The sequence below is a fragment of the Streptomyces sp. ADI96-02 genome (assembly GCF_003846185.1).
GTDB lineage: Bacteria > Actinomycetota > Actinomycetes > Streptomycetales > Streptomycetaceae > Streptomyces.
On record NZ_ML123034.1, the window covers coordinates 4,579,915 to 4,601,565 of the forward strand.

At 71.8% G+C, this 21,651-nt stretch carries 20 protein-coding genes and 2 pseudogenes; 11 read left to right on the top strand and 11 right to left on the bottom strand.

Annotation, left to right across the window (positions count from 1 at the left end):
* Positions 1 to 23 precede the first annotated feature (23 nt).
* Positions 24 to 661: pseudogene (locus EES43_RS20330) on the top strand (hypothetical protein).
* Positions 662 to 742: 81 nt separating this feature from the next.
* On the opposite strand, the gene nagB reads toward EES43_RS20330, so the two are convergent.
* Positions 743 to 1,528, bottom strand: a complete 786-nt coding sequence (nagB, locus tag EES43_RS20335; protein WP_124270032.1) for a glucosamine-6-phosphate deaminase — start codon at positions 1,526 to 1,528, stop codon at positions 743 to 745.
* A gap of 618 nt (positions 1,529 to 2,146) precedes the next feature.
* Between nagB and EES43_RS20340 the strand changes: the two genes are divergently transcribed.
* A complete protein-coding gene (locus EES43_RS20340; protein ID WP_124272076.1) occupies positions 2,147 to 3,613 on the top strand; it encodes a sensor histidine kinase in 1,467 nt (488 codons plus the stop codon).
* 242 nt (positions 3,614 to 3,855) lie between these two features.
* Here EES43_RS20340 and EES43_RS20345 read toward each other — a convergent pair whose 3' ends face one another.
* Both EES43_RS20345 and EES43_RS20350 read right to left on the bottom strand, forming a co-directional pair.
* Positions 3,856 to 4,113 (bottom strand): WhiB family transcriptional regulator, encoded by a 258-nt coding sequence (locus EES43_RS20345; protein WP_003953983.1) that lies wholly within the window; start codon positions 4,111 to 4,113, stop codon positions 3,856 to 3,858.
* Between the two features lie 319 nt (positions 4,114 to 4,432).
* The gene (locus EES43_RS20350) at positions 4,433 to 5,401 is read right to left on the bottom strand and encodes a diacylglycerol/lipid kinase family protein (RefSeq protein ID WP_124270033.1); all 969 of its coding nucleotides are present in this window, start codon (positions 5,399 to 5,401) and stop codon (positions 4,433 to 4,435) included.
* Positions 5,402 to 5,565: 164 nt separating this feature from the next.
* Between EES43_RS20350 and EES43_RS20355 the strand changes: the two genes are divergently transcribed.
* Positions 5,566 to 6,015, top strand: a complete 450-nt coding sequence (locus EES43_RS20355) for a hypothetical protein (RefSeq protein ID WP_124270034.1) — start codon at positions 5,566 to 5,568, stop codon at positions 6,013 to 6,015.
* A 90-nt stretch (positions 6,016 to 6,105) separates the two neighbouring features.
* Here the strand turns inward: EES43_RS20355 and EES43_RS20360 are convergent, their stop codons facing one another.
* The 3 genes from EES43_RS20360 to EES43_RS20370 form a co-directional block, all read right to left on the bottom strand.
* Positions 6,106 to 7,029: an RNA polymerase sigma factor SigF gene (locus EES43_RS20360; protein WP_124272077.1), complete on the bottom strand. Its 924-nt coding sequence runs from the start codon at positions 7,027 to 7,029 to the stop codon at positions 6,106 to 6,108.
* A gap of 20 nt (positions 7,030 to 7,049) precedes the next feature.
* The gene (locus EES43_RS20365; RefSeq protein ID WP_003966375.1) at positions 7,050 to 7,463 is read right to left on the bottom strand and encodes an ATP-binding protein; all 414 of its coding nucleotides are present in this window, start codon (positions 7,461 to 7,463) and stop codon (positions 7,050 to 7,052) included.
* Between the two features lie 231 nt (positions 7,464 to 7,694).
* A complete protein-coding gene (locus tag EES43_RS20370; RefSeq protein ID WP_124270035.1) occupies positions 7,695 to 7,955 on the bottom strand; it encodes a UBP-type zinc finger domain-containing protein in 261 nt (86 codons plus the stop codon).
* A gap of 35 nt (positions 7,956 to 7,990) precedes the next feature.
* On the opposite strand from EES43_RS20370, the gene EES43_RS20375 reads away from it, so the two are divergent.
* A complete protein-coding gene (locus EES43_RS20375) occupies positions 7,991 to 9,592 on the top strand; it encodes a Na+/H+ antiporter (protein ID WP_124270036.1) in 1,602 nt (533 codons plus the stop codon).
* Here the strand turns inward: EES43_RS20375 and EES43_RS20380 are convergent.
* The 5 genes and pseudogenes from EES43_RS20380 to EES43_RS20405 all read right to left on the bottom strand — a co-directional run bounded on the left by EES43_RS20380 (position 9,568) and on the right by EES43_RS20405 (position 14,448).
* On the bottom strand, positions 9,568 to 10,524 hold the full coding sequence (locus EES43_RS20380; RefSeq protein ID WP_241192484.1) for a 1-aminocyclopropane-1-carboxylate deaminase/D-cysteine desulfhydrase: 957 nt from the start codon (positions 10,522 to 10,524) through the stop codon (positions 9,568 to 9,570). The two genes, EES43_RS20375 and EES43_RS20380, sit on opposite strands and share 25 nt — an antisense overlap.
* A 34-nt stretch (positions 10,525 to 10,558) precedes the next feature.
* On the bottom strand, positions 10,559 to 11,290 hold the full coding sequence (locus EES43_RS20385; RefSeq protein WP_164493209.1) for an XRE family transcriptional regulator: 732 nt from the start codon (positions 11,288 to 11,290) through the stop codon (positions 10,559 to 10,561).
* A 1,218-nt stretch (positions 11,291 to 12,508) separates the two neighbouring features.
* Positions 12,509 to 12,649 (bottom strand): annotated as a pseudogene (locus EES43_RS31470) (1-aminocyclopropane-1-carboxylate deaminase); the annotation flags it as partial.
* 25 nt (positions 12,650 to 12,674) lie between these two features.
* Entirely contained in the window at positions 12,675 to 13,871 is a 1,197-nt protein-coding gene (locus tag EES43_RS20400) for a globin domain-containing protein (protein ID WP_124270038.1), read from the bottom strand.
* A 130-nt stretch (positions 13,872 to 14,001) separates the two neighbouring features.
* On the bottom strand, positions 14,002 to 14,448 hold the full coding sequence (locus EES43_RS20405) for an RrF2 family transcriptional regulator (protein WP_124270039.1): 447 nt from the start codon (positions 14,446 to 14,448) through the stop codon (positions 14,002 to 14,004).
* Between the two features lie 177 nt (positions 14,449 to 14,625).
* On the opposite strand from EES43_RS20405, the gene EES43_RS20410 reads away from it, so the two are divergent.
* The 7 genes from EES43_RS20410 (at position 14,626) to EES43_RS20440 (ending at position 21,474) form a co-directional block, all read left to right on the top strand.
* A complete protein-coding gene (locus EES43_RS20410) occupies positions 14,626 to 16,029 on the top strand; it encodes a family 2B encapsulin nanocompartment shell protein (RefSeq protein WP_124270040.1) in 1,404 nt (467 codons plus the stop codon).
* Between the two features lie 91 nt (positions 16,030 to 16,120).
* Positions 16,121 to 17,167, top strand: a complete 1,047-nt coding sequence (locus EES43_RS20415; RefSeq protein ID WP_124270041.1) for a family 2 encapsulin nanocompartment cargo protein polyprenyl transferase — start codon at positions 16,121 to 16,123, stop codon at positions 17,165 to 17,167.
* Between the two features lie 140 nt (positions 17,168 to 17,307).
* The gene (locus tag EES43_RS20420) at positions 17,308 to 17,976 is read left to right on the top strand and encodes a DUF6304 family protein (RefSeq protein ID WP_124270042.1); all 669 of its coding nucleotides are present in this window, start codon (positions 17,308 to 17,310) and stop codon (positions 17,974 to 17,976) included.
* A 303-nt stretch (positions 17,977 to 18,279) separates the two neighbouring features.
* Positions 18,280 to 18,969 carry a HEAT repeat domain-containing protein gene (locus tag EES43_RS20425; protein WP_124270043.1) on the top strand — a complete coding sequence of 230 codons (690 nt, stop codon included), beginning with the start codon at positions 18,280 to 18,282 and terminating at the stop codon, positions 18,967 to 18,969.
* Positions 18,956 to 19,954 carry a MerR family transcriptional regulator gene (locus EES43_RS20430; RefSeq protein WP_124270044.1) on the top strand — a complete coding sequence of 333 codons (999 nt, stop codon included), beginning with the start codon at positions 18,956 to 18,958 and terminating at the stop codon, positions 19,952 to 19,954. Before EES43_RS20425 ends, EES43_RS20430 begins: the two co-directional genes overlap by 14 nt.
* 189 nt (positions 19,955 to 20,143) lie before the next feature.
* The gene (locus EES43_RS20435; RefSeq protein ID WP_124270045.1) at positions 20,144 to 21,115 is read left to right on the top strand and encodes a DUF1648 domain-containing protein; all 972 of its coding nucleotides are present in this window, start codon (positions 20,144 to 20,146) and stop codon (positions 21,113 to 21,115) included.
* Between the two features lie 2 nt (positions 21,116 to 21,117).
* A complete protein-coding gene (locus tag EES43_RS20440) occupies positions 21,118 to 21,474 on the top strand; it encodes a GntR family transcriptional regulator (protein WP_124270046.1) in 357 nt (118 codons plus the stop codon).
* The last annotated feature ends 177 nt before the right edge of the window (positions 21,475 to 21,651 follow it).

Consider the following 21,651-nt stretch of genomic DNA (forward strand, 5'->3'; position numbering starts at 1 on the left):
ACGACGGGGCATAGGATCCCGCGATGAGCGATCAACTGCCCGGCGGCGTCGAGCTGTCACCCGACGAGACCGAAGCCCTCGACGCCAGGTGGTCTTCCTGCTGGACGCCGCATGAGGTCGCGCGGCGGATGGCCGGAATCGGCACGCCCTGGTACGTGGCCGCCGGCTGGGCGCTGGACCCGTTCCGCGGCAGGCGGACGCGCGCCCATGGAGACATCGAGATCGCGGTTCCGGCCGCGAGTTTCCCGAGGTCCGCCACCGCTTCTCCGGATACGTCTTCGACGCGGCAGGCAGCGGCCGGATCCGGGAGGACGCCGCACCGGAGGTGCTGGCCGCCGTACATCAGACATGGGTCCGCGATCCGGCCACCGGAAAGTGCCTGCTCGACGTGTTCCGCGAACCGCACGACGGCGACGTCTGGATCTGCCGGCGCGACGAGGGGATCCGGCTTCCCTACAGCGAGATCATCCACCACACCCAGGACGGCATCCCGTACCTGGCACCCGAACTGGTCCTGTTGTTCAAGGCCAAGCACGCCCGCCGCAAGGATCGGACGGACTTCGACGCGACCGTCGGGCGCATGACCCCGGCTCAGCGCGAGACCTTGGCCGAACTGCTCGACCGGGTACACCCGGGGCATCCCTGGACGGCGGATCTGTAGGACGACTCCCGGTGGGCTCGTGCATCCGTGAGAGGGGCTCCGGGGCGCCGAGACGCCGTCAACGCCGGGCGTTCACGACGCCTACAGCCCCTGCCAGGCCGGCTTCGCCGCGTACGTGGCGCGGAAGTAGTCCGCGAGCTTCAGCTTCGACGCGGCGGCCTCGTCGACCACCACCGTCGCGTGCGGGTGGAGCTGGAGCGCGGAGGCCGGGACGATCGCGGCGACCGGGCCCTCCACCGTCTGCGCGACCGCCTCGGCCTTGCCCTCGCCGGTGGCCAGCAGGATCGGGTGGCGGGACTCCAGGATCGTCCCGATGCCCTGGGTGATCACGTGGTGCGGCACCTGGTCGATGTCGTCGTCGAAGAAGCGCGCGTTGTCCACGCGGGTCTGCTCGGTCAGGGTCTTGATCCGGGTGCGCGAGGCGAGCGAGGAGCACGGTTCGTTGAAGCCGATGTGACCGTCGGTGCCGATGCCCAGCAGCTGGAGGTCCACGCCGCCGGCCTCCGCCAGCGCCCGGTCGTACGCCTCGCAGGCCGCCAGGACGTCCTCGGCCGAGCCGTCGGGGCCCATGAAGGCGGCCTCGGAGAGCCCGAGGGGTTCGACGACCTCGCGCAGCACCACGGAGCGGTAGGACTCCGGGTGGCCCGCCGGGAGCCCCACGTACTCGTCGAGCTGGCAGACGCGGGCGCGCGAGGCGTCCACGGCGCCGGAGGCCACCTTCGCAGCGAGCGCGCGGTAGACGGGCAGCGGGGTGGAGCCGGTGGCCACGCCGAGCAGGGCGTCGGGCTTGCGGCGCAGCAGGGCTCCGATGGCCTCCGCGATCAGTTCGCCGCCTGCCGTGGCGTCCGGGACGATGACAACTTCCACGCTGTGCCTGCCGATCTGACTAGTTCCGACGAGTGGTGTCCGGTGGTATAGACCAATCAGCTTCCAATCTAGCAGAATCGGGCAGCTGTGCGGCGAATCGCCCGGTCCTCGGGCGTTCGTCCCCGCCCTGCCGGGCCTGCCGTGCGGCGGGGGAGCGCGGTGCGGGGCGGTGCGCCGGTCTCGCGGGAGCGGTGGACGCGGGTGCTGGGATGAGGCGCGCGCATGTCGGGCGGAGGGGCGGGGCGCGGGCGGGGGCCCGGCCCGGGGGCAACCGCGGGCCGCGGCGCCGGGGAAGGACCCTCAGCCCGCCGAGGCGCCGCAGCCCGGAGCTGCTCGGCCGGCGGTGTGCGGTGCCGTCGGCCACGGGAGGCACCGGCGCGGTCAGGGCAGAGAGCGCCGAGTGCCTCGGTCCGCCCTCCTGTGCGGGGAGGGCGGAGGTCTTGGTGCGTCCATAGTGGACTAGACCAATTGGCCTGTCCATCCATGTGCACGACATTCTTCCGCCCTGCCTCGCGTCCTGTCCATCGTTGCGGGGAGCACTGTCGGGCCGGTTCCGCGCGCCGTCGAGCGGGTGCGGATGTCCGCGGAGGCCCCGGGTACGCTCCACAGGTGCCCTCCATGAACGACCTCGTCCGCCAGCACACCGCTCTGAGCGACACCGACCTAGAGTGGCTCCACCTGCTGGTCTCGGAGTGGCAGCTGCTCTCCGACCTGTCCTTCGCCGACCTCGTGCTGTGGGTCCCGACCCGCGACGGGACGCGGTACGTCTCCGTGGCCCAGATGCGGCCCAACACGGGGCCCACCTCCTACCAGGACGACATGGTCGGTCATCTGGTGCCGCGCGGCCGGCGTCCGCTGCTGGACGCGGCGCTGGACGAGGGCCGGATCGTGCGCGAGGGCGACCCGGAGTGGCGCGAGGAGGTGCCGGTACGCGTCGAGTCCATCCCCGTACGCCGCGAGGGGCGGGTGCTCGGCGTCATCGCGCGCAACACCAACCTGCTCACCGTGCGCACCCCCTCCCGGCTGGAGCTGACCTACCTCCAGTCCGCCTCCGACCTGGCGCAGATGATCGCCGCCGGGTCGTTCCCCTTCCCGGGCCAGCAGGTCGACATGGACGCCTCTCCGCGCGTCGGCGACGGCCTGATCCGGCTCGACGCGGACGGCGTCGTGCAGTACGCGAGCCCCAACGGCCTCTCCGCCTACCACCGCCTCGGCCTCGCCTCCGACCTGGTCGGCCATCACCTCGGCGTCACCACCGCCGAACTCGCTCCTTCTCGGGGGCCGGTGGACGAGGCCCTGGTCAAGGTGGCGAGCGGCTACGCGCCGCGCGAGTTCGAGGTCGAGGGCGCGGGCGGGGTGATCCAGCTGCGGGCCATTCCGCTCAAGCCCAAGGGCGTCCGCATCGGTTCGCTGGTCCTGCTCCGGGACGTCACCGAACTGCGCCGCCGCGAACGCGAATTGATCACCAAGGACGCCACCATCCGGGAGATCCATCACCGGGTCAAGAACAACCTCCAGACGGTGGCGGCCCTGTTGCGGCTCCAGTCCCGCCGCATGGATTCCGAGCAGGGCCGCGAGGCGCTCAACGAGGCGGTCCGGCGCGTCGGTTCGATCGCGATCGTGCATGAGACGCTGTCCCAGAATCTGGACGAGCGGGTCGAGTTCGACGAGATCGCGGACCGGGTCATCGCGATGGTCGCGGAGATCTCGCCGGGCAAGGTGACCTGCCGCCGCATCGGACGCTTCGGCATCCTCGACGCCGAGGTCGCCACCCCGCTCTCCATGGTCCTCACCGAAGTCCTCCAGAACGCCCTGGAGCACGCCTTCACGATGGCCGAACGCGGCACCGTGGAGGTCTCCGCCGTACGCGGCGGCTCGCCCACCGAAGGGCGGCTGCTGATCACGGTCACGGACGACGGGCGCGGCCTGCCCGAGGGCTTCGACCCGCAGCGGGCCGGCAATCTGGGACTCCAGATCGTACGGACGCTGGTGGAAGGGGAGTTGGGCGGCACGTTCGGCATGGTGCCGGCGCCGGGGCGGGGCACCCAGGTGGTGCTCGACCTGCCGGTCCGCGGCGAGAAGTAGCCCGCGACGGCCCGACCGCGCACAGTCGACGGCGTACACAGCCGAAGTCGCACACAGCGGAGCCGAACACAGCGGAGTCGCACACAGCGGAGCGGGCCCGGACCGTGGTGACGGTCCGGGCCCGCTCCGCTGTGCTCACGTTGCGATGCGCTTCGGGGTACTGCGCGCTGCGACTCGAAGGCGGGGCCGTGCGTACGCTCCGTACGCGCCGCCGGGCTGAGGCGTGTTCGTGGGGGCGTCGGTCAGGCGCTGGCGTTGCGCGCCCGGTTGCGAGCGGCGCGGCGCTTCATCGCGCGGCGCTCGTCCTCGCTGAGGCCACCCCAGACGCCGGAGTCCTGGCCGGACTCGAGCGCCCACTGCAGGCACTGCTCCATGACGGGGCAGCGACGGCAGACAGCCTTGGCTTCCTCGATCTGCAGCAGCGCAGGACCGGTGTTGCCGATGGGGAAGAACAGCTCGGGGTCTTCCTCACGACAAACGGCGTTGTGACGCCAGTCCATGGCTGCTACCTCTCCTTGGTATTACATGCTTGTTGCTTGTGAATGTGAACGCTTTCACGAATCCCCCCGCAGATGACGGGCCGACTCCCAGATGAACTGGGTGTGGTCTGTGAGGTGAGGAGGGGTTCTGGCTCTCAGTGGAGGCCGGTGTTGCGGGCCGTCCCGATCGCCATGTAGAGATTCGCAAACCTCGGCGGCGGATACAACCCCTTCTGGAAAGTTTTTTTTGATTCCTCGGTGTCGACTAGGTCACAGCCGCACTTCTAAGGGGTTGGGTCGCGTCCAAACGTTCGAGTTAAAGGACTTTGGGCCCTTCCACTCACACAATCACACGCAGTGCACGGCGTACGCCTGTGAACGTCACGCTCGTGCGCAGTCCCAGGTGGTCTCCGTCCATCTGAAAGGGCAGTGGGACCTTTGAATGCAAGGTGAAGTCCGTGAGGTCATGCCGTGAAATCGCGTGCTTCCCGTGGGGTCCTCTGTCAGGGCTCGACGTCAGCAGCTGGGTGCCGTAGCGGGCCACCGCGAGGGTGGACAGGCGCTTCAGTCCGAGGACGTCCAGGGCGGTGTCGAAGGACGCCTTGGGAGAGGCGTAGACCGGGCGATTGCCCAGGTAGGTCCAGGGGGCCGTATTGCAGATTATGGAGAGCGCGAGATCCGTCACGGGCTCCTCGCCGGGTACGTCCAGCGTGATCGTCCCGTGCCGGCGGTGCGCCTCGTTCAGGAACTGGCGCACCACTTGGCGGACGTAGAGCGCGTGCGTCGAACGCTTGCCGTGCTCGCGTTTCTGTTCGACCCGCCCCACGACCCCCGCGTCGAATCCGAGACCGGCACAGAAAGTGAACCAGCGTTCGGGCACCGCCTCGTCCTCGGTGCCCGGGGTGCCGGCCGCCAGCCCCAGGCCGACCGTCCGCTCGCTCCGCGTCTCCAGGGCGTCCAGGATCGCGCCCGTCGCCTCCACGGCGTCGTTCGGCAGCCCCAGGGCGCGGGCGAAGACGTTCGTGGAGCCGCCGGGCACCACGGCCAGCTTCGGCAGGCCCTCCACGTCCGGGCCCCGGTGCAGCAGGCCGTTCACGACCTCGTTGACCGTGCCGTCGCCGCCGAGCGCGACCACCAGGTCGATGTCGTCGCTGTCCGCCGCGCGCCGCGCCAGGTCGCGGGCGTGCCCGCGGTACTCCGTGCTGACCGCCTCCAGCTTCATCTCGCTGGCCAGAGCGTGGATGAGCACGTCGCGGGTCCGCGCGCTGGTGGTGGTTGCAGCTGGATTGACCACGAGGAGTGCGCGCATGCACGCCAGCCTACCCACCGGGCGGTGGGGCCGTGGTGCCGGTTCGCTGAGCCGCCGACCGGTCACGACGCGTGACCGGGGCGCCCGGAGAGCGACCGGATCGGCGCCACACCGCCGCCACCCCGGCTTCACTTCCGGGGCCCGGGGATGTCAACCTGAAAGGCGTGAGCACTCAGCAGACACCGTCCTCCACCCCGTCCGCCCCGAAGGAGCGCCCGCGCCGGATCACCCTCCTCGCCGGGGTCAACGCCCTCGAAGGGGCGGCGCTCGCCGCGGGCGGGATCTGGATGCTGGTCATGGGGGTGCTCGGGAGTCCCGACAGCCCGCAGCAGGCGGAGACGGTCGGCATCACCCTCATCGCCCTCGGCGCGATCCCGCTCGTCGCCGCACGCGGCCTGCTGCTGCTGCGCAGCTGGAGCCGGGGGCCCGCGCTGATCACCCAGATCATGGCGCTGCCGGTGGCCTGGACGCTGCTGCGCTCCCAGGGCGCGCTGATTCCGACCGGGATCGTGCTCGCCGCCGTCGCCGTGACGGGACTGGTGTTCGTCCTGAACCCGGCGACCACGCGGGACCTGGGCGTCCGCCGCGGCTCCGGGGCCGACACCGCCTCCTGAGGCCGGGGTTTCGCCGCTCGGCCCGGCCGCCCACTTTCGGCGCGAGGCCGCCTGCTCCTCGGCCCGATCCCTGTCGCCCGGCCCGGCCGCCTACTCCTCGACGAGCAGCCGCTCGCGCAGCTGGGCCAGGGTGCGGGCCAGCAGGCGCGAGACGTGCATCTGCGAGATGCCGACCTCCTGGGCGATCTGCGACTGGGTCATGTTCCCGAAGAACCGCAGCAGCAGGATGCGCTTCTCGCGCGGCGGCAGATCCTCCAGGAGCGGCTTGAGCGACTCCCGGTACTCCACGCCCTCCAGCGCCTCGTCCTCCGAGCCCAGCGTGTCCGCGACCGCCGGGGACTCGTCGTCCGTGTCCGGCACGTCCAGCGACAGCGTGCTGTACGCGTTGGCCGACTCCAGCCCCTCCAGCACCTCCTCCTCGGAGATGCCGAGCCGTTCGGCCAGCTCGTGCACGGTGGGCGAGCGGCCGTGCTGCTGGGACAGCTCCGCGGTGGCCGTGGTCAGCGACAGCCGCAGCTCCTGAAGGCGGCGCGGCACCCGCACCGCCCAGCCCTTGTCCCGGAAGTGCCGCTTGATCTCGCCCACGACCGTAGGCGTCGCGTACGTCGAGAACTCCACGCCGCGGTCCGGGTCGAACCGGTCCACCGACTTGATCAGCCCGATCGTGGCGACCTGCGTCAGGTCGTCCAGCGGCTCGCCGCGGTTGCGGAAGCGCCGGGCCAGATGCTCCACCAGCGGCAGATGCATGCGCACCAGCCGGTTGCGCAGCTCCGCCTTGGCCGGGGAGCCGTCGGGCAGCTCCCGCAACTCGATGAACAGGGCGCGTGCCCCGCTGCGGTCCTGTGGATCGTGGTGCCCGTGCTCGCTCATCTGGCCCGCCCGCTCTGCCTGCGACTGCTCCACCGCGACGTCGCCCCCCGGCCCGTCCGCTCCGTCCACCGGATGCGGCCGGGCCTGTTGCTCCGGGATGCCTGCCGGCCGCCCCACCCCGGGTCGGATCGTCTCGTCCCGCACAGCGTCCCCGTTCCCGTCGCTCACGCCGGCCCAGGGCCCGCGCCGCGCTGTTTGTAGAGGCTGATGCTGACCGTACGGTCGTCCGCGACCGTCGAATCGACCTTGCCGGCCAGTGCGGAGAGCACCGTCCAGGCGAAGGTGTCGCGCTCCGGCGCCCGGCCGTCCGTCGTGGGGGCCGACACCGTCACCTCGAGGGAGTCGTCGACGAGCCGGAAGACGCAGCTGAGGACGGAGCCCGGCACGGCCTGCTGGAGCAGGATCGCGCAGGCTTCGTCGACCGCGATGCGAAGATCCTCGATCTCGTCGAGAGTGAAGTCCAAACGCGCCGCGAGACCGGCCGTGGCCGTTCGCAGCACCGACAGGTAGGCACCCGCAGCGGGCAGCCGGACTTCCACGAAGTCCTGATTCCCGGGCTCGCCTGCGATCTGGGACACCCTCACCTCCAAGGTGGCACAAACTCTTTCGAGGTTCCGGGAAGGGTGGCCCGGAGCCATGCGGTCGGTCGACGGTTCTCAGTTCGGCGACGCTATCGGATCCATGATGCCGTGTCGCCCGCCCCCCATCGCCCGGCCGTCACTCATGGTAAGCCCATGCGTACGGACAGTGGCTAGGGGTCTGCAGGGTCCAATTGCGAAGAACCGGCGTCGCCTTGACGTACCCAGACGTCAGACGATCGAACCGTCCTCGAAGCACCAGCGCCAGCTCTCGCCCGGTTCGAAGCTCCGCATCACCGGGTGGCCGGTCTCGCGGTGGTGCCCGGTAGCGTGCCGCAGCGGGGAGGAGTCGCAGCATCCGACGTGCCCGCAGGTCAGGCAGAGTCGGAGCTGCACCGGGTGCGTCCCCGCGGCCAGGCACTCCGGGCAGGTCTCGCCGAGCGGCACGGGCTCGGGGCGTGGCAATTCCGATACGTGTGCACAGTCGCTCATGATGGGCAGGTTACGACGGATGCGAGGACGATGAGATGGACGCGCTGCCGCTGGTGGGGCTGGTCGCGGCCAGCGCCGCCGTCGCGGGCGCGGCGCGCCGCACCCCGGTGCCCGCCCCTCTCGTGCTGGTCGCCGCCGGGCTCGTGGCCGGCTATCTGCCGGGCGTGCCCACGTACACGCTGGACGCGCACGTCGTCCTGCCGCTGCTCCTGCCGCCCCTGCTCTACACGGCCGCGGTCGACAGCTCCTACCTGGACCTGCGGGCCAACGTCCGGCCGGTCGCCCTGCTCTCCGTGGGCTACACGCTCTTCGCGACCATCGCGGTGGGATGGCTGGCGTACCTGATCATCCCGGACCTGCCGCTGACCGCCGCGCTGGTCCTGGGCGCGGTCATCGCGCCGCCGGACGCCGTCACGGCCGCCGCGATCGCCCGGCGCGTCGGGCTGCCCGCCCGGGTCACCACGATCCTCCAGGGCGAGTCCCTGGTGAACGACGCCACGGCCATCACCGCCTTCAAGGTGCTGGTGGCCGCCGCCGTCGGCGCGGGCGTGAGCTGGGGCGCGGGGATCGGCGAGTTCCTGCTGGCAGCCTTCGGCGGCATCGGCGTGGGCCTGCTGCTGATGGTGCCGCTGCACTGGCTGCGCACCCATCTCCAGGAGGCGCTGCTCCAGAACACGCTCTCCCTCCTCATCCCCTTCGTGGCGTACGCGGCGGCCGAGCGGGTGCACGCCTCCGGGGTTCTCGCCGTGGTCGTGGTCGCCCTCTACCTCGGGCACCGCTCCTGGCAGGTCGACTTCGCCACCCGGCTCCAGGAGGCGGCGGTCTGGAAGATGGTGGCCTTCGTCCTGGAGTCGGCGGTCTTCGCGCTGATCGGGCTCCAGCTGCCCTTCGTACTCAGGGGCCTCGGGGCGTTCGGGGTGGCGGAGGCGCTGTGGTACGCGGTCTTCGTGTTCATCGCGGTCGTCGTCGTCCGGTTCGCCTGGGTCTACCCGGCCACCTTCCTCCCGCGCTGGGCCTCGCGCCGTATCCGTGAGCGGGAACCGGGCACCGACTGGACGGCGCCGCTGATCGTCGGCTGGGCCGGGATGCGCGGGGTCGTGTCGCTGGCCGTGGCCTTCTCCATCCCGCTGGTGCGGCACGACGGCGAGCCGTTCCCGGCCCGCAACCTGGTGCTCTTCCTGACCTTCACCACCGTGATCGGCACGCTGGTGATCCAGGGGCTCACCCTGCCCGCGCTCGTCCGCGTACTGAGGCTGCCGGGCAGTGACCCGAAGGCCGAGACCCTGGTCGAGGCGCAGGCGCAGAGCGAGGCGTCGGCGGCTGCCGAGGACCGCCTGGAGGAACTGCTCGCCGATCCGCACAGCAACCTGCCGCCGCCGCTCGCCGACCGGCTGCGCGGCACGCTGGAGCGCCGCCGCAACGCGGTGTGGGAGCGGCTGGGCACCTCCGATCCGGTGACCGGGGAGTCGGCGGACGACACCTACCGGCGGCTGGCCCGCGCGATGATCGCCGCCGAGCGGGAGGTCTTCGTCCGGCTCCGGGACGAGCGGCGGATCGACGACGAGATGCTGCGTACGCTGCTGCGCCGGCTGGACCTGGAGGAGGCGGCGGCCTACCGGGAGACGGACGACTCCTGAAGCGTGCCGGTGATCACGGCGGTCACCCGGCTGCCGGGCGGGAAGCCGCCCTCCTCGGCCAGTGCCGTCAGGGCGAACAGGAGCTTGGCGACGTAGACCCGCTCCACCGGCAGTCCGTGCCGGTCCTCGAAGTCCGCGGCGAACGCCTCCAGCTCCGGGGTCGTACGGGCGTAGCCGCCGAAGGCGAACCGTTCCTCCAGCGACCAGCTCCCGGCCGGGCCGCCGAAGGCCTCCCGCTGGAGCCGGGCCACGGTCTCGCCGAGGAAGCCGCCGCGCAGCACCGGGACGCCCAGGGCCCGCTGCCCGGGGCCCAGCCCGGCGGCGAGCCCGGCCAGGGTGCCGCCGGTCCCGCAGGCGACGGCCGCCACCTCGGTGAGCCCGCGCAACTCGCGCCCCAGCGCCGCGCAGCCCCGGGCGGCCAGGGCGTTGCTGCCGCCCTCCGGGACGACCTCCACGTCCCCGAACCGCTCCAGCAGCCCCGCCAGCACCTCGGGCGAGTCCTTCGCGCGGTAGGACGCCCGGTCCACGAAGTGCAGCCGCATGCCGTCGGCGGCGCACCGGGCGAGCGAGGGGTTGAGCGGCCGACGGGCCAGCTCGTCGCCGCGCACGACGCCGACGGTGGGGAAGCCGAGCAGCCGGCCGGCGGCGGCCGTGGCCCGCAGGTGGTTGGAGTAGGCGCCGCCGAACGTCAGGACGGTGCGCCCGGCGGCGGCCCGGAGGTTGGGGGCGAGCTTGCGCCACTTGTTGCCCGGAGGGTACAGCTCCGCTGGTCCAAGTGCGGCCGTATCCCAGTCGGGAGTGAAGTGGATGAGATCGTCCCGCTTCAGCAGCAGCCGAACGCCCCGGCGCGCGAACCGGTCGTCCCGCACCTCCTGCAAGGGAGAGGGAGGCTGGGGCTGAAGTGCACGGGCGAGGTCTACGGGCAGGCTCACCCTCCCATTGTGGCCGTGCCCTCTCCCCGCGCCGTCACGGCGTCTGCGGTACGCCCCGGTCCCACAGCTCCTCGGCATGCTCCGCGAACCGGTCGAACATGCCGCTGTCTTCCTGGCGACGCAGATGCAGAAGCGGTGAGTCGTGGCCGACGAGCCGCGCCAGGTGTGGCGTCACGAGTGCGTCATGATCGAACCTGAACACGGAGAGGGACACATGGTTCACGGCGTCCTCCGGGCTGCTGAACCGCGTCTCCAGACCGTCCAGGGGGCCGAGCCGTCCCAGATGCTCCAGGCTGATCCGGATGCGTGTGCCGACACTCAGGGCGACGTCTTCGATGGCCTCACGCTGTCGGGTCACCTCTCCATCGGGATCGCCCAGTAGGAAGCGCACACGGCACCCCGACGCGATCTTGCGGCGCAGCGTCTCTATGAAGGCAGGCTGCTCCAACCAGACGAAGTAGTTCGTATATCCGGCGAAGAAGATGTCCGTGGAGGCCCCTGCGATCAGTTCACCCCACACGGTCGACGGGCAGGCGGACCGGTAGGGGTAGGCATGGGCCAACTCGCGGTCATGGCCGGTCTTCACCCGTTCCTGAACAGCCTTGGGCCAGATCATGTCTTCATCCACCTTCAGCGCCCGGCACGCGTCGACGCGGTTTCTTGCATGCGGTAACAGCTCGGCGTCGGCCAGCCACCGTTCCACCGTCTTGGGTGCCACACCGATACGGGTGGCAAGCTTCCGGGGCGTGAGCTTGGCGTCTTCCATAGCTGATCGTAGAGAGGCGTTCAAGACTTCCCCCTGCGACATTTGGGCGTTCTTGAACCGTAGTGCTCAACGGTACAACTGTCCCTAGTTCGGGGAGATATACGTCCTTCAGGGGCATGGAGCATCACGTCCATGACGACTCCGGACACGACCATGGACCCGCCTGCGCATCTCATGTCCATCCCGGAGCCTCCGAAGCCGGTGGAGGACTGCGACGTGTGCCAGGCGTTGGATGCCCAGCGGCGGGAGGCCGGAGGCCGGGGCGACTACTCGGCGGCTACGGACGCGAGCGTGTGTGACGGCCCGCCCTTGCCCGAGCACCCTGTGAAGCGTCCGGAGCGCTGCTCGGGAACCCTGGCGAGCTGGGGCCGGAGAGCCGTGAGAGCCTTCGGTCCCACTTTTCTGTGCTTGTTCAAGGGCACGCCTGCGGCGCGCCGGGTGGCCGGTCCGCCCGGATCGGGCATGCGGCCTGGCGGCCGGTCCCGACCGGGCGACCGCCACCCGTCCGCAGGGCTCCCCAGACCGTAAGGAAGCCGACGGAGCGCCATCGGCCCCTCGCCCTTCGTTCTTCACGGCGCGCTGACTCTCACGGGCCACGTGGCTGGGGGCGGACGGCACCGGGAGGCTTTAGGCAGCCACCAGGGGGCGAGCCTCGAAGGACTGGGGGCCGATCGGGCCATCTGCGGGCAGGCAGGGTGCCGGCCCGAGTCGCAGCGGGAGCGTAAGACCCCCAGTCCTCTCGCCCCCTTCCCGCCCGTAGCGATCGTGCACCGGCATCAGCCCTACCCTCGCGGGGAAGTGCGCGAGTTGAGTGATCGTCGATGACCGCCACCTGCCTCCGCGCCGGGTGGTGAGCCCCTCCGCGTCGAGTTCGTCGGCGATCGTTCCGGCTGCCTTGTCGGCCAGTAGCCCATGTGGGCGAGCAGACGCGCGCCCTTGGAGTCGAACTGATCAAGTACCTGACCGACCTGCCCCGGTTCCTCTTTCCCGACCTTGCGGGCCGTCAGGCCCTCTCGTACCGCGCGCTCCCGGAGATCACGTTCATGTGTGTGCAGAGTCGTCTTGTCGTCCTGCGATGTGCTGCGACGAAGAAACAGATCACACAGCTTGGCAGGATCTGTGACCGTGCCCATATGGCCACCCTCGGTCCAGGCGGGCCGGGCTGTCCACGGAATATGCGCCCAGGTCAGCCCGACCTGCACCAGTCGGCTTGTATCTGGGGAGTTCGGGGTGGACGAGATCGTCCCGCTTGAGGAGCAGGCTCACCCCGCTCCGGTCGAAGCGCTCGTCCCGGACGCTGTGCAGCGGCGAGGGCAGGACCGGCCGCAGTCCGGCCGATCCCCGCGGTTCGTGGTGCATACGCCCATTGTCGCCGCGGCGCGGATCAGCCGGCCGCCAGCCAGAGGTCCGGGCCGAACACCTCGTAGTGGACGTCGGCGGGGCGCACGCCCTCGGCCAGCAGCCGGGTACGGACGTCGCGCATGAACGGCAGCGGGCCGCAGAGGTAGGCGTGGGTGCCCGGCAGGACGGTGACGGCGGCCAGGTCGACCCGGCCGGTGCGCTCGGCCGGGTGTCCGGGCTCCGGCCGCTCGTACCAGAAGTGCGCCGCGGCGTCCTCCAGCTCGGCGGTCAGCCGGGCGTGGTCGGCGCGCAGGGCGTGGTCGGACGGCGAACGGTCGCCGTGCACGACGCTGACCGGACCCCGGTGCCCGCGCTCCGCGAGGTGTTCCAGCATGGACAGCATCGGGGTGCAGCCGATGCCCGCCGAGGCCAGCAGCAGCGGGGCGTCCAGGTGGTCGAGCACCAGGTCGCCGTAGGGGGCGGAGAGCCGCAGCCTGTCGCCGGGGCGGACGTGCGTGTGCAGCCGCTGGGACACTTCGCCGTCAGGCGTTCCGTCCGCGCGGACGTGCTTGACGGTGATCGAGCGCAGCGGGGAGCCGGGCGATGAGGACAGGCTGTACTGGCGTATCTGGCGGGAACCGTCGGCCAGTTCCAGCTGTACGGAGACGTACTGGCCGGGCCGGAAGGCGGGCGCGGGCGAACCGTCGGCCGGGCGCAGCCGGAACGTGGCGACGTCGGGGGTCTCCTCGACGCGGCCGACGACCTCCCACGTGCGCCACACGTCGCCCGCCACGACGCCCCGCTGGGCGTACAGCCTCGCCTCCGCCGCGATGAGGCCCCCCGCCATCAGCCAGTAGACCTCGTCCCAGGCGGCGGCGACCTCCGGCGTGACGGCGTCGCCGAGGACGTCGGCGATGGCGGCGAACAGATGGGTGTGCACCACCTCGTACTGGGCGGGGGTCACGCCGAGCGACGCGTGCTTGTTGGCGATCCGGTTCAGCATCACGTCGGGGCGGGTGTCGGGGCGCTCCACCAGTTGGGAGGCGAACGCGGCGATGGAGCCGGCGAGGGCCCGGCGCTGGTCGCCGGAGGCCTGGTTGCCTCGGTTGAACAGGTCGCGCAGCAGCTCGGGGTGGGCCGCGAAGAGCTTGCGGTAGAAGAGGTCGGCGATGTCGCCGATGGCCGCGCCGACGGCGGGCAGGGTGGCGCGAACGGTGGCGGTGGAGCGCTCGGAGAGCATGGAGGGGATCTCCTCGGGGAAAGGGGCCGCTCGGGGTGCGGCGGCTCGGGATGTGGCCGCTCGGCCGTTTAATTGGTATGGAGGATGCGTATTTTCGGGCGCGGCTGTGCCCGCCCGGTGGGGCGGGGTCTCAGCCGGTCTCCGGGCCGCGGCCGATGCCGAGCAGCAGCGGGCCGGTGGGGGCGGTGACGAGGTCGTCGACCGTGATCGGGTCGAGCGTGGCGTAGAAGGCTTCCTGTGCCTGACGCAGGGCGCCGCGCAGCCGGCAGGCGGAGCGCAGCGGGCAGGGTGTCTCGCCCTCGCACTCCACCACGTCGCCCGTGCCCTCCAGTTCGCGTACGAGCGAGCCGATGGAGGCGGTGTGGCCGGCGGAGGTGAGGGTGAGCCCGCCGCCCCGGCCGCGCCGGGCGTCGAGCAGCCCGAGGTGCTGGAGGCGCGCGACGGTCTTGGCGGCGTGCGTGTACGGCACCCGCATGGTGGCCGCCACCTCGCGCGTGGTCGGCGGCTCCCCGTCCTCGGCGACCGCCAGTCGCATGAGGACGCGGAGCGCCACGTCGGTGAATCTCGTCAGCCGCATGCGCACATCGTAGATAAGTGGCATCCGCGATGCAACTTTGAGGGTCCGCCTCGCGACGCGCACCACCATGCCCCAAGAGATGGTCGACTAATCACACTCTTTTGTGTAATGGCGCCCGCGGCCCTCGCGCTGAAAGGCTTCTGCACGCAGGTCAGCCCATGATTGAGAGGACGTCAGATGTCCGTTGGTGAAGAGGTTCGCGACACGCAGGCGCCGCAGCAGAGTCTGGGGACGGCGGCTGCGCGGAACCTCGCGACGACCACCAAGTCCGCCCCGCAGATGCAGGAGATCTCCTCCCGGTGGCTGCTGAAGATGCTGCCGTGGGTGCAGGTGCAGGGCGGCACGTACCGGGTGAACCGTCGGCTCAGCTACTCGGTCGGTGACGGACGGGTGACCTTCGTCCAGACCGGGGACCGGGTGAGCGTGATCCCGGGCGAACTGGCGGAGCTGCCCGCTCTGCGCGACTTCGGCGACGAGGAGGTGCTCGCCGAGCTCTCCCGCAGGTGCGAACAGCGGGACGTGGCCGCGGGGGAGGTGCTCGCCGCCTCGGGGGACGCGGCGGACCGGGTCTTCCTGCTGGCGCACGGCAAGGTCGAGAAGATCGGCTCCGGGCTCTACGGGGACGAGACGGAGCTCGGAGTGCTCGCCGACGGGGCCTACTTCGGCGACCGGAGCCTGGTCGACGGGGACGCCGTCTGGGAGTACACCGCCCGCGCCGTCACGGCGTGCACGCTCCTGACGCTCAGCCGCGCGGACGTGCTGAACCTCGCGGAGCGCGCCGAGCCGCTGCGCGACCACCTCGCGGGACTGCTCTCCATCCCGCACCAGAGGACCAACCGCTACGGCGAGGCGGAGATCGACCTCTCCGCGGGCCACGTCGGGGAGGCGGTCGTCCCGCACACGTTCGTGGACTACGACGCCTCGCCGCGCGAGTACGAGCTCAGCGTCGCCCAGACGGTGCTCAAGGTGCACAGCAGGGTCGCCGACCTCTACAACCAGCCGATGAACCAGACCGAGCAGCAGTTGCGGCTCACGGTCGAGGCGCTGCGCGAGCGCCAGGAGCACGAGCTGATCAACAACCGCGAGTTCGGCCTCCTCAACAACTGCGACTACGGGCAGCGCATCCAGCCGCACGACGGCGTGCCCGGCCCGGACGACATGGACGAACTGCTCTCCCGGCGGCGCGGCTCGAAGCTCTTCCTCGCCCACCCGCGGGCCATCGCCGCCTTCGGCCGCGAGTGCAACCGGCGCGGACTGGTCCCGGAGAGCGTGGACGTCGGAGGCCACCACGTGCCGGCCTGGCGCGGGGTGCCGATCTTCCCGTCCAACAAGATCCCGGTCACCGGCGCCCGCACCACGTCGATCATCTGCATGAGGACCGGCGAGGCCGAACAGGGCGTCATCGGCCTCCAGCAGACCGGCATCCCGGACGAGATCGAACCGAGCCTGTCGGTCCGCTTCATGGGCATCGACGAGCAGGCGATCATCTCCTACCTCGTGACGGCGTACTACTCCGCCGCCATCCTGGTGCCGGACGCCCTCGGCGTCCTGGAGAACGTGGAAGTCAGCCGCTGGCACTGATCCCGAGTCACCCCGGGCCCCGGGCGGCAGCGACCGCCCGGGCCCCCGGTCCCGCACCCAACGCACCGTCCCCCAGGGAGTGACCGTGACCATGACCAGTACGGACGCAGCGGCGACGGAGGGACACGAGGCCGCCGCGCTCCTGGAGCACACCCGGGCCGTCGTCGACCCCCCTCTGCGCGCTGCCGTGGAATCGCTGCCCGCAGGCATACGCCGGGTCGCGATGTACCACTTCGGCTGGGAGAACGCCGACGGAACGCCCGCCTCCGGCCAGGCGGGAAAGGCCATCCGGCCGGCGCTCGTGCTCGCCGCCGCCCGCGCGCTGGGCGGCGATCCGGAGCAGGCCGTGCGGGCCGCCGTCGCCGTCGAGCTCGCCCACAACTTCACCCTGCTCCACGACGACGTCATCGACGAGGACACCACCCGCCGCCACCGACCCACCGCCTGGGCGGTCTTCGGCATCCCGGACGCCGTCATCACCGGCGACGCCCTGCTGGCCCTCGCCCAGCAGCTTCTCGCCGAGGATCCGCACCCGGCCGCCGCTCGGGCCGCCGCCCGCCTCTCGGCCTGCGTCATCGAGCTGTGCGCCGGACAGCAGACCGACTGCGCCTTCGAGGAGCGCGGCCCCGACGAGGTCACCCTGGACGCCTGCCTGGCCATGGCGACCGCCAAGACCGGGGCCCTGCTCGGCTGCGCCTGCTCGCTCGGCGCGCTCTACGCCGGGGCGGAGGACCGGGTGGTCGGCGCGATGGACGGCTTCGGCCGGGAGGCCGGGCTCTCCTTCCAGCTCATCGACGACCTGATCGGCATCTGGGGCGACCCGGCGCGCACCGGCAAGCCGGTCGGCGCGGACCTGTCCGCCCACAAGAAGTCGCTGCCCGTGGTCGCGGCCCTCACCTCGGGCACCCCCGCCGCCGCCGAGCTCGCCGCGCTGTACCGGGGAGAGCTGAGCGCACCGGCGGAGGTCGCCCTGGCGGCCGACTGCGTCGACCGGGCCGGCGGACGGGACTGGGCCCAGGCCGCCGCCGCCGACCGGATGGCCCGCGCGGTCCACCACCTCTCCCGGGCGGTCCCCGACCCGAGCGCGGCGGACGACCTGCTGGCACTGGCCGAATTCGTCACCCGCCGCACGTCGTGACGCCCGGCTCCCGGACCGCCCGGCCGACCCACCGGACGGTCCGCCGGTTGTGGCCCATGTGGCCTGTTCCTTACGCGGGTTGACGTCCCGTCGGAGGGTGGCACCGGGGCTGTCCCCGGTACGGGCTACAGTCCCTGCTCATGACAGATGAGTCGTGGGCCGGCTGGTACCGGGACAGCAAGGGTTCCGACGCCGTCGTGCTCACCACGGACGGCGTGCACCTGCGGATCCGGATCAGAGGGGTCGACTTCGAGGGCGAGAGTTTCGACGACCTCGGACCCGTCGCCGGCATACCGCCCGAGAGCGGCATGTTCGCCCTGTCGGGCGGAGCGCTGACCGACTGCGTCCTGGAGTGGGACCTTCCGCTGCCCGTGCTCGTCGAGGGCTCCCTGCGCCAGGCCACCCTCAGCTGCCTGCTCTCGCTGCGCCGGGTCGACCCGGACCTCTACCTCGCGCTCCATCTGGACGGCGCGGTGTACGAATCGGCGCGGGCGGAAAGCGACTTCGCCACCGCGCTGGCCGCCGTCCAGCGCCTCCTCCCGGACGGCGTCCGGTTGCAGACCTGCATCGCCTGCGCCTTCTCCGACTACTTCCCGGCCGCCGACCGCGGGCTCTCCGGCGGCCTCGCCTGCTTCCGCGGCGCGAAGGACGCCTACCGGGACACCGAGGGCGAGGACGCCGTCCTGGACCTGTGGGACCGGCGGACCGGATTCGTCCAGGAGATCTGGAGCTGCCGCGAGTTCGAGGCGCGGCCGGCCGAGGGGGCGGGCACCGGGCACCGGGGGGCGTTCCCGCTGGAACTCGCCTGAACCGGTGACCTGATGTCCTCGTAACCTGCCTGAACCGTGACCTGATGTCCTCGTAACCTGCCTGAACCGTGACCTGGCGTCCTCGTAACCTGCCTGAACCGGTGACCTGGCATCCCGGTAACCCGCGCCGCCGCCCGGTCCTCCCGGTGACTCCTGACCGCCTCCCGGTGACTCCTGACCGGGAGGGCCGGGAGGACTGGGAGGACTGGGAGGACTGGGAGGACCGGGAGGACCGGGCAGCGGGCCGTGTTTGACCTTGACACGGTGACAAGGTCTTCACTGCTTCTCAAGGAGGTGGTCCCGATGGCCATGGCGAGGCAGGACACGGATGCGGGACGAGCGCTCCGGGCGCTGGAGGACGGGCGTTCGTCCGTACGGCTTCGGGCGGCTCTGGCGGTCGGGACGGCGCCGGACCCGTGCTTCGTCGGCAAGCTCGTCGAGCGATGCGCGATCGAGCCCGAGTTCTTCGTCCGCGACATGCTGACCTGGGCGCTGACCCGCCACCCGGTGTCCCTCACACTCCCCGAACTGCTCCGCGAGGTCGGCTCGGAGCGTGCGCGGGCACGCAGTCAGGCGCTGCACACGCTGTCCAAGATCGGGGACCGGCAGGCATGGCCGGCGATCACCCGGGCGCTGTTGTGCGACACCGACGACGAGGTGGCCCGGAGCGCCTGGCGTGCCGCGGTCGTGCTCGTGCCGGGAGGCGAGGAGCCCTCCCTGGCCGCGGTGCTGGCGACGCAACTCGGGCGCGGTGGGCGGGAGACGCAGCTGAGTCTGAGCCAGGCGCTGGTTGCGCTGGGGGACGTGATCGTGCCGGTTCTGGACACCGCGACGACGGTCTCCGACCCGCAGGTGCGAGCGCACGCGCTCGCGACACAGGGACTGCTGCGCGACCCGGACGCCGGATTCGCGTCGGCGGTCGAGGAGGCCAGGCGCGCCGTGGCCCTCACCGGGGCTCCCGGGACGGACGATGAGGACCGTGCTGATCGGTGAGGTGTCGAGACGGTCCGGGGTCAGCGCCCGCATGCTCCGGCACTACGAATCCCTCGGCCTGGTGCGGCCTTCGGGGCGTACGGGATCCGGCTATCGGGAGTACTCGGCGGAGGACATCCGGCGGATCTTCCACATCGAGAGCCTGCGGTCCCTGGGCCTGTCGCTGCGTGAGGTCGGGCGCGCGCTCGACGATCCCGGTTTCACGCCCTCGGCGCTCGTCGGCGACCTCATCCGTCGGACGCTCGACCGCATCGCGGCCGAGACCGATCTGCTGACGCAGCTCCGCCGGATCCATGCCGCGGACCCCGTCGGCTGGGCGGACGTCCTCCAGACCGTCGCGCTCCTCCAAGCGCTGGGGTCGACGAGTGCCGACGTGCGTCAGCGCGCGGTGCTCTCCTCGGGGGACGAGGCGCCGGTGGAGGCTCTGGTCGAGGCGGCGCTCAGCGAGACGGAGCCGAGCGTCGCGGGGGCCCTGCGATGGGCGCTCGCACGATCGGACGACGGCGCGCGGGCGCTGCTGGCCGAAGGTCTCGGCTCACCCGTGGCCGCCGTGCGGGAACGCGCCGTTCAGGCCCTCGTCGAGCTGCCCGGCGACGGAGCCGCCGCGCAGCTGCGGGTCGCCCTCGCGAACTCCGACGCGGTGGTCCGCGGGTATGCGGCCGTGGCGCTCGGTACACGCGGTGAGGCCGAAGCGGTCCCGGCGCTGCTCGACATGATCGTGGAGGGGAGGAACGACACCGACGCGGCCGATGCGCTGAGCGTGCTGGCGAGTGACACCCCGACGGCGGACCGGATCACGACCCGGCTCGTCGACCGCCTGGCCGACGGCGCCACCGAGGCGCCCGCACGCGGCCGGCTGACCCAGGCACTGGCGGACATTCCCGGGACGACGGCATCGCGTGCCCTCGTGGAGCTGTCGCATGACGAGGACCCCGCCGTAGCGCTGACCGCCGCCTACCTTCTTCAACTCCGCGACACCCGTTGACGTATCTCTCCTCGGCCACCCCGCACGCGGCCCCCCTCGGGGCGGAGGAAGCCCGGACCTGTCGCCGTCCACGGAAGGGAAGCCGGGACCGTGACGCACGCTTCCGCCCCGCCGTCGCGGGCCGTTGTCCGTCGCGATCCGTTGTCACGACCTCATTGTTCTACTAACATGCGAACAACGGAGGTTTTCATGACACGCACGAACCTTGACCGCGTCACTCTCGCCGCCCTGCCCTTTGTCCTCGCTCTCCTCGTCGACCTCGTCCTCTTCGCCGTCCTCAAGGACCGCCTGCCCGGCCGGATCGCGAGCCACTTCGGCGTCGACGGCGCGGCCGACGGCCATGTGGGCCGCACCGCCTACGTCCTCGCCACCACACCGGTCCTGATCGTGCTCGGCGCGCTGTGGGGCCTGGCGGCCGTCCGCGGGAAGTTCCACGGGCGTGCTCATCGCCGTTTCCTCGGCGCGGGCTGGGCCCTCGCCGGCTTCCTCGGGTACCTCTCGGCCGCCGTCCTCACCGTCAACGCGGACGCCCCCGGCGGCGGGCCCGCCGACCGCCTTCCGCCGGGCCATCTCGCCGCCGCCGTCGCGGTGGCCGTCCTCGCCGGGGCCCTGGGGCTGCTGGCCGCCCGCGCCGTCCCCGCGCCCGCCGCCCCGTCCGCGTACGGCGATCGCGCCGGGCGCGGCCGGATCGTGCTCGCCGAGGGGGAGGTGGCGGGCTGGGCGCGGAGCACCGGCGCCTGGTGGCTGCCCCTGGCCGCGGCGGCGCTCCTGGCCGTCGGCGTGGTGCTCGGGCTCCGGCTGAGCTGGTTCGCCGGAGCGCCGGTCCTTCTCCTGGCGCTGCCCGTCCTCTGCTTCTGCCGCCCGTACGTCACGGTGGACCGGCGCGGCCTCACGGTCTCCGGCCTGCTGCCCTGGCCCCGCGTCCGGGTGCCGCTGGAACGGATCGCGGCGGCGGACAGCAGACGGGTCGACGCCCTTGCCGAGTACGGCGGGTGGGGCTACCGCGTCCGTCCCGGCCGCACCGGCTTCATCGTCCGCTCGGGCGAGGCCATCGTCGCCCGGCAGACCGGCGGACGCGACTTCGCCGTCACCGTCGAGGACTCGGCCACCGCCGCCGCCCTGCTCAACACCCTCGTCGACCGGCACCGGGCAGGTCGCTGACCATGCTCTTCCGCGTCGATCCCACCTCCACCGTGCCGCTCGGCGACCAGGTCGCGGCCTCGGTCCGGCGAGCCGTGGCCGACGGCACGGTGACCCCGGGCGAACGGCTTCCGGCCGCCCGGATCCTCGCCGAGTCCCTCGGGGTGAACGTCCACACGGTGCTGCGCGGCTACCAGCGGCTGCGCGAGGAAGGGCTCATCGAGCTGCGCCGCGGGCGCGGCGCGGTCGTCACCGCGGGCGCCTCCCCGCACCGGGCCCGACTGCTGGAGCGCGTCCGCGAAGTGGTCGCGGACGCCCGCGACCTGGGCATGACCGAGGAGGAACTGCTCCTCCTGGTCCGCGCCGAACTGAGCGCCTGACGCAGGCCCAGGCCCGCGAGGCGCATGCCGACGGGCCCGCGTGCCCACCGCTGCGGGCACGTGGAACAGGGGCCGTTCCGTCTCCGGACACTGTTGGTAAATGAGGGCCCCTGGTTGCGTCCCGCTGCCGTCAGGCAGCGGGACGCAGTCGTTCGAACCGAGAGACGCGGGTTCCGG

Excerpts from the sequence above, each read along its gene's own strand:
- EES43_RS20340 (WP_124272076.1), top strand. The coding sequence starts at position 2,147 with ATGAACGACCTCGTCCGCCAGCACACCGCTCTGAGCGACACCGACCTA.
- EES43_RS20345 (WP_003953983.1), bottom strand. The coding sequence starts at position 4,113 with ATGGACTGGCGTCACAACGCCGTTTGTCGTGAGGAAGACCCCGAGCTG.
- EES43_RS20350 (WP_124270033.1), bottom strand. The coding sequence starts at position 5,401 with ATGCGCGCACTCCTCGTGGTCAATCCAGCTGCAACCACCACCAGCGCG.
- EES43_RS20370 (WP_124270035.1), bottom strand. The coding sequence starts at position 7,955 with ATGAGCGACTGTGCACACGTATCGGAATTGCCACGCCCCGAGCCCGTG.
- EES43_RS20375 (WP_124270036.1), top strand. The coding sequence starts at position 7,991 with ATGGACGCGCTGCCGCTGGTGGGGCTGGTCGCGGCCAGCGCCGCCGTC.
- EES43_RS20385 (WP_164493209.1), bottom strand. The coding sequence starts at position 11,290 with ATGGAAGACGCCAAGCTCACGCCCCGGAAGCTTGCCACCCGTATCGGT.
- EES43_RS20400 (WP_124270038.1), bottom strand. The coding sequence starts at position 13,871 with ATGCTCTCCGAGCGCTCCACCGCCACCGTTCGCGCCACCCTGCCCGCC.
- EES43_RS20405 (WP_124270039.1), bottom strand. The coding sequence starts at position 14,448 with ATGCGGCTGACGAGATTCACCGACGTGGCGCTCCGCGTCCTCATGCGA.
- EES43_RS20410 (WP_124270040.1), top strand. The coding sequence starts at position 14,626 with ATGTCCGTTGGTGAAGAGGTTCGCGACACGCAGGCGCCGCAGCAGAGT.
- EES43_RS20415 (WP_124270041.1), top strand. The coding sequence starts at position 16,121 with ATGACCAGTACGGACGCAGCGGCGACGGAGGGACACGAGGCCGCCGCG.
- EES43_RS20420 (WP_124270042.1), top strand. The coding sequence starts at position 17,308 with ATGACAGATGAGTCGTGGGCCGGCTGGTACCGGGACAGCAAGGGTTCC.
- EES43_RS20425 (WP_124270043.1), top strand. The coding sequence starts at position 18,280 with ATGGCCATGGCGAGGCAGGACACGGATGCGGGACGAGCGCTCCGGGCG.
- EES43_RS20435 (WP_124270045.1), top strand. The coding sequence starts at position 20,144 with ATGACACGCACGAACCTTGACCGCGTCACTCTCGCCGCCCTGCCCTTT.
- EES43_RS20440 (WP_124270046.1), top strand. The coding sequence starts at position 21,118 with ATGCTCTTCCGCGTCGATCCCACCTCCACCGTGCCGCTCGGCGACCAG.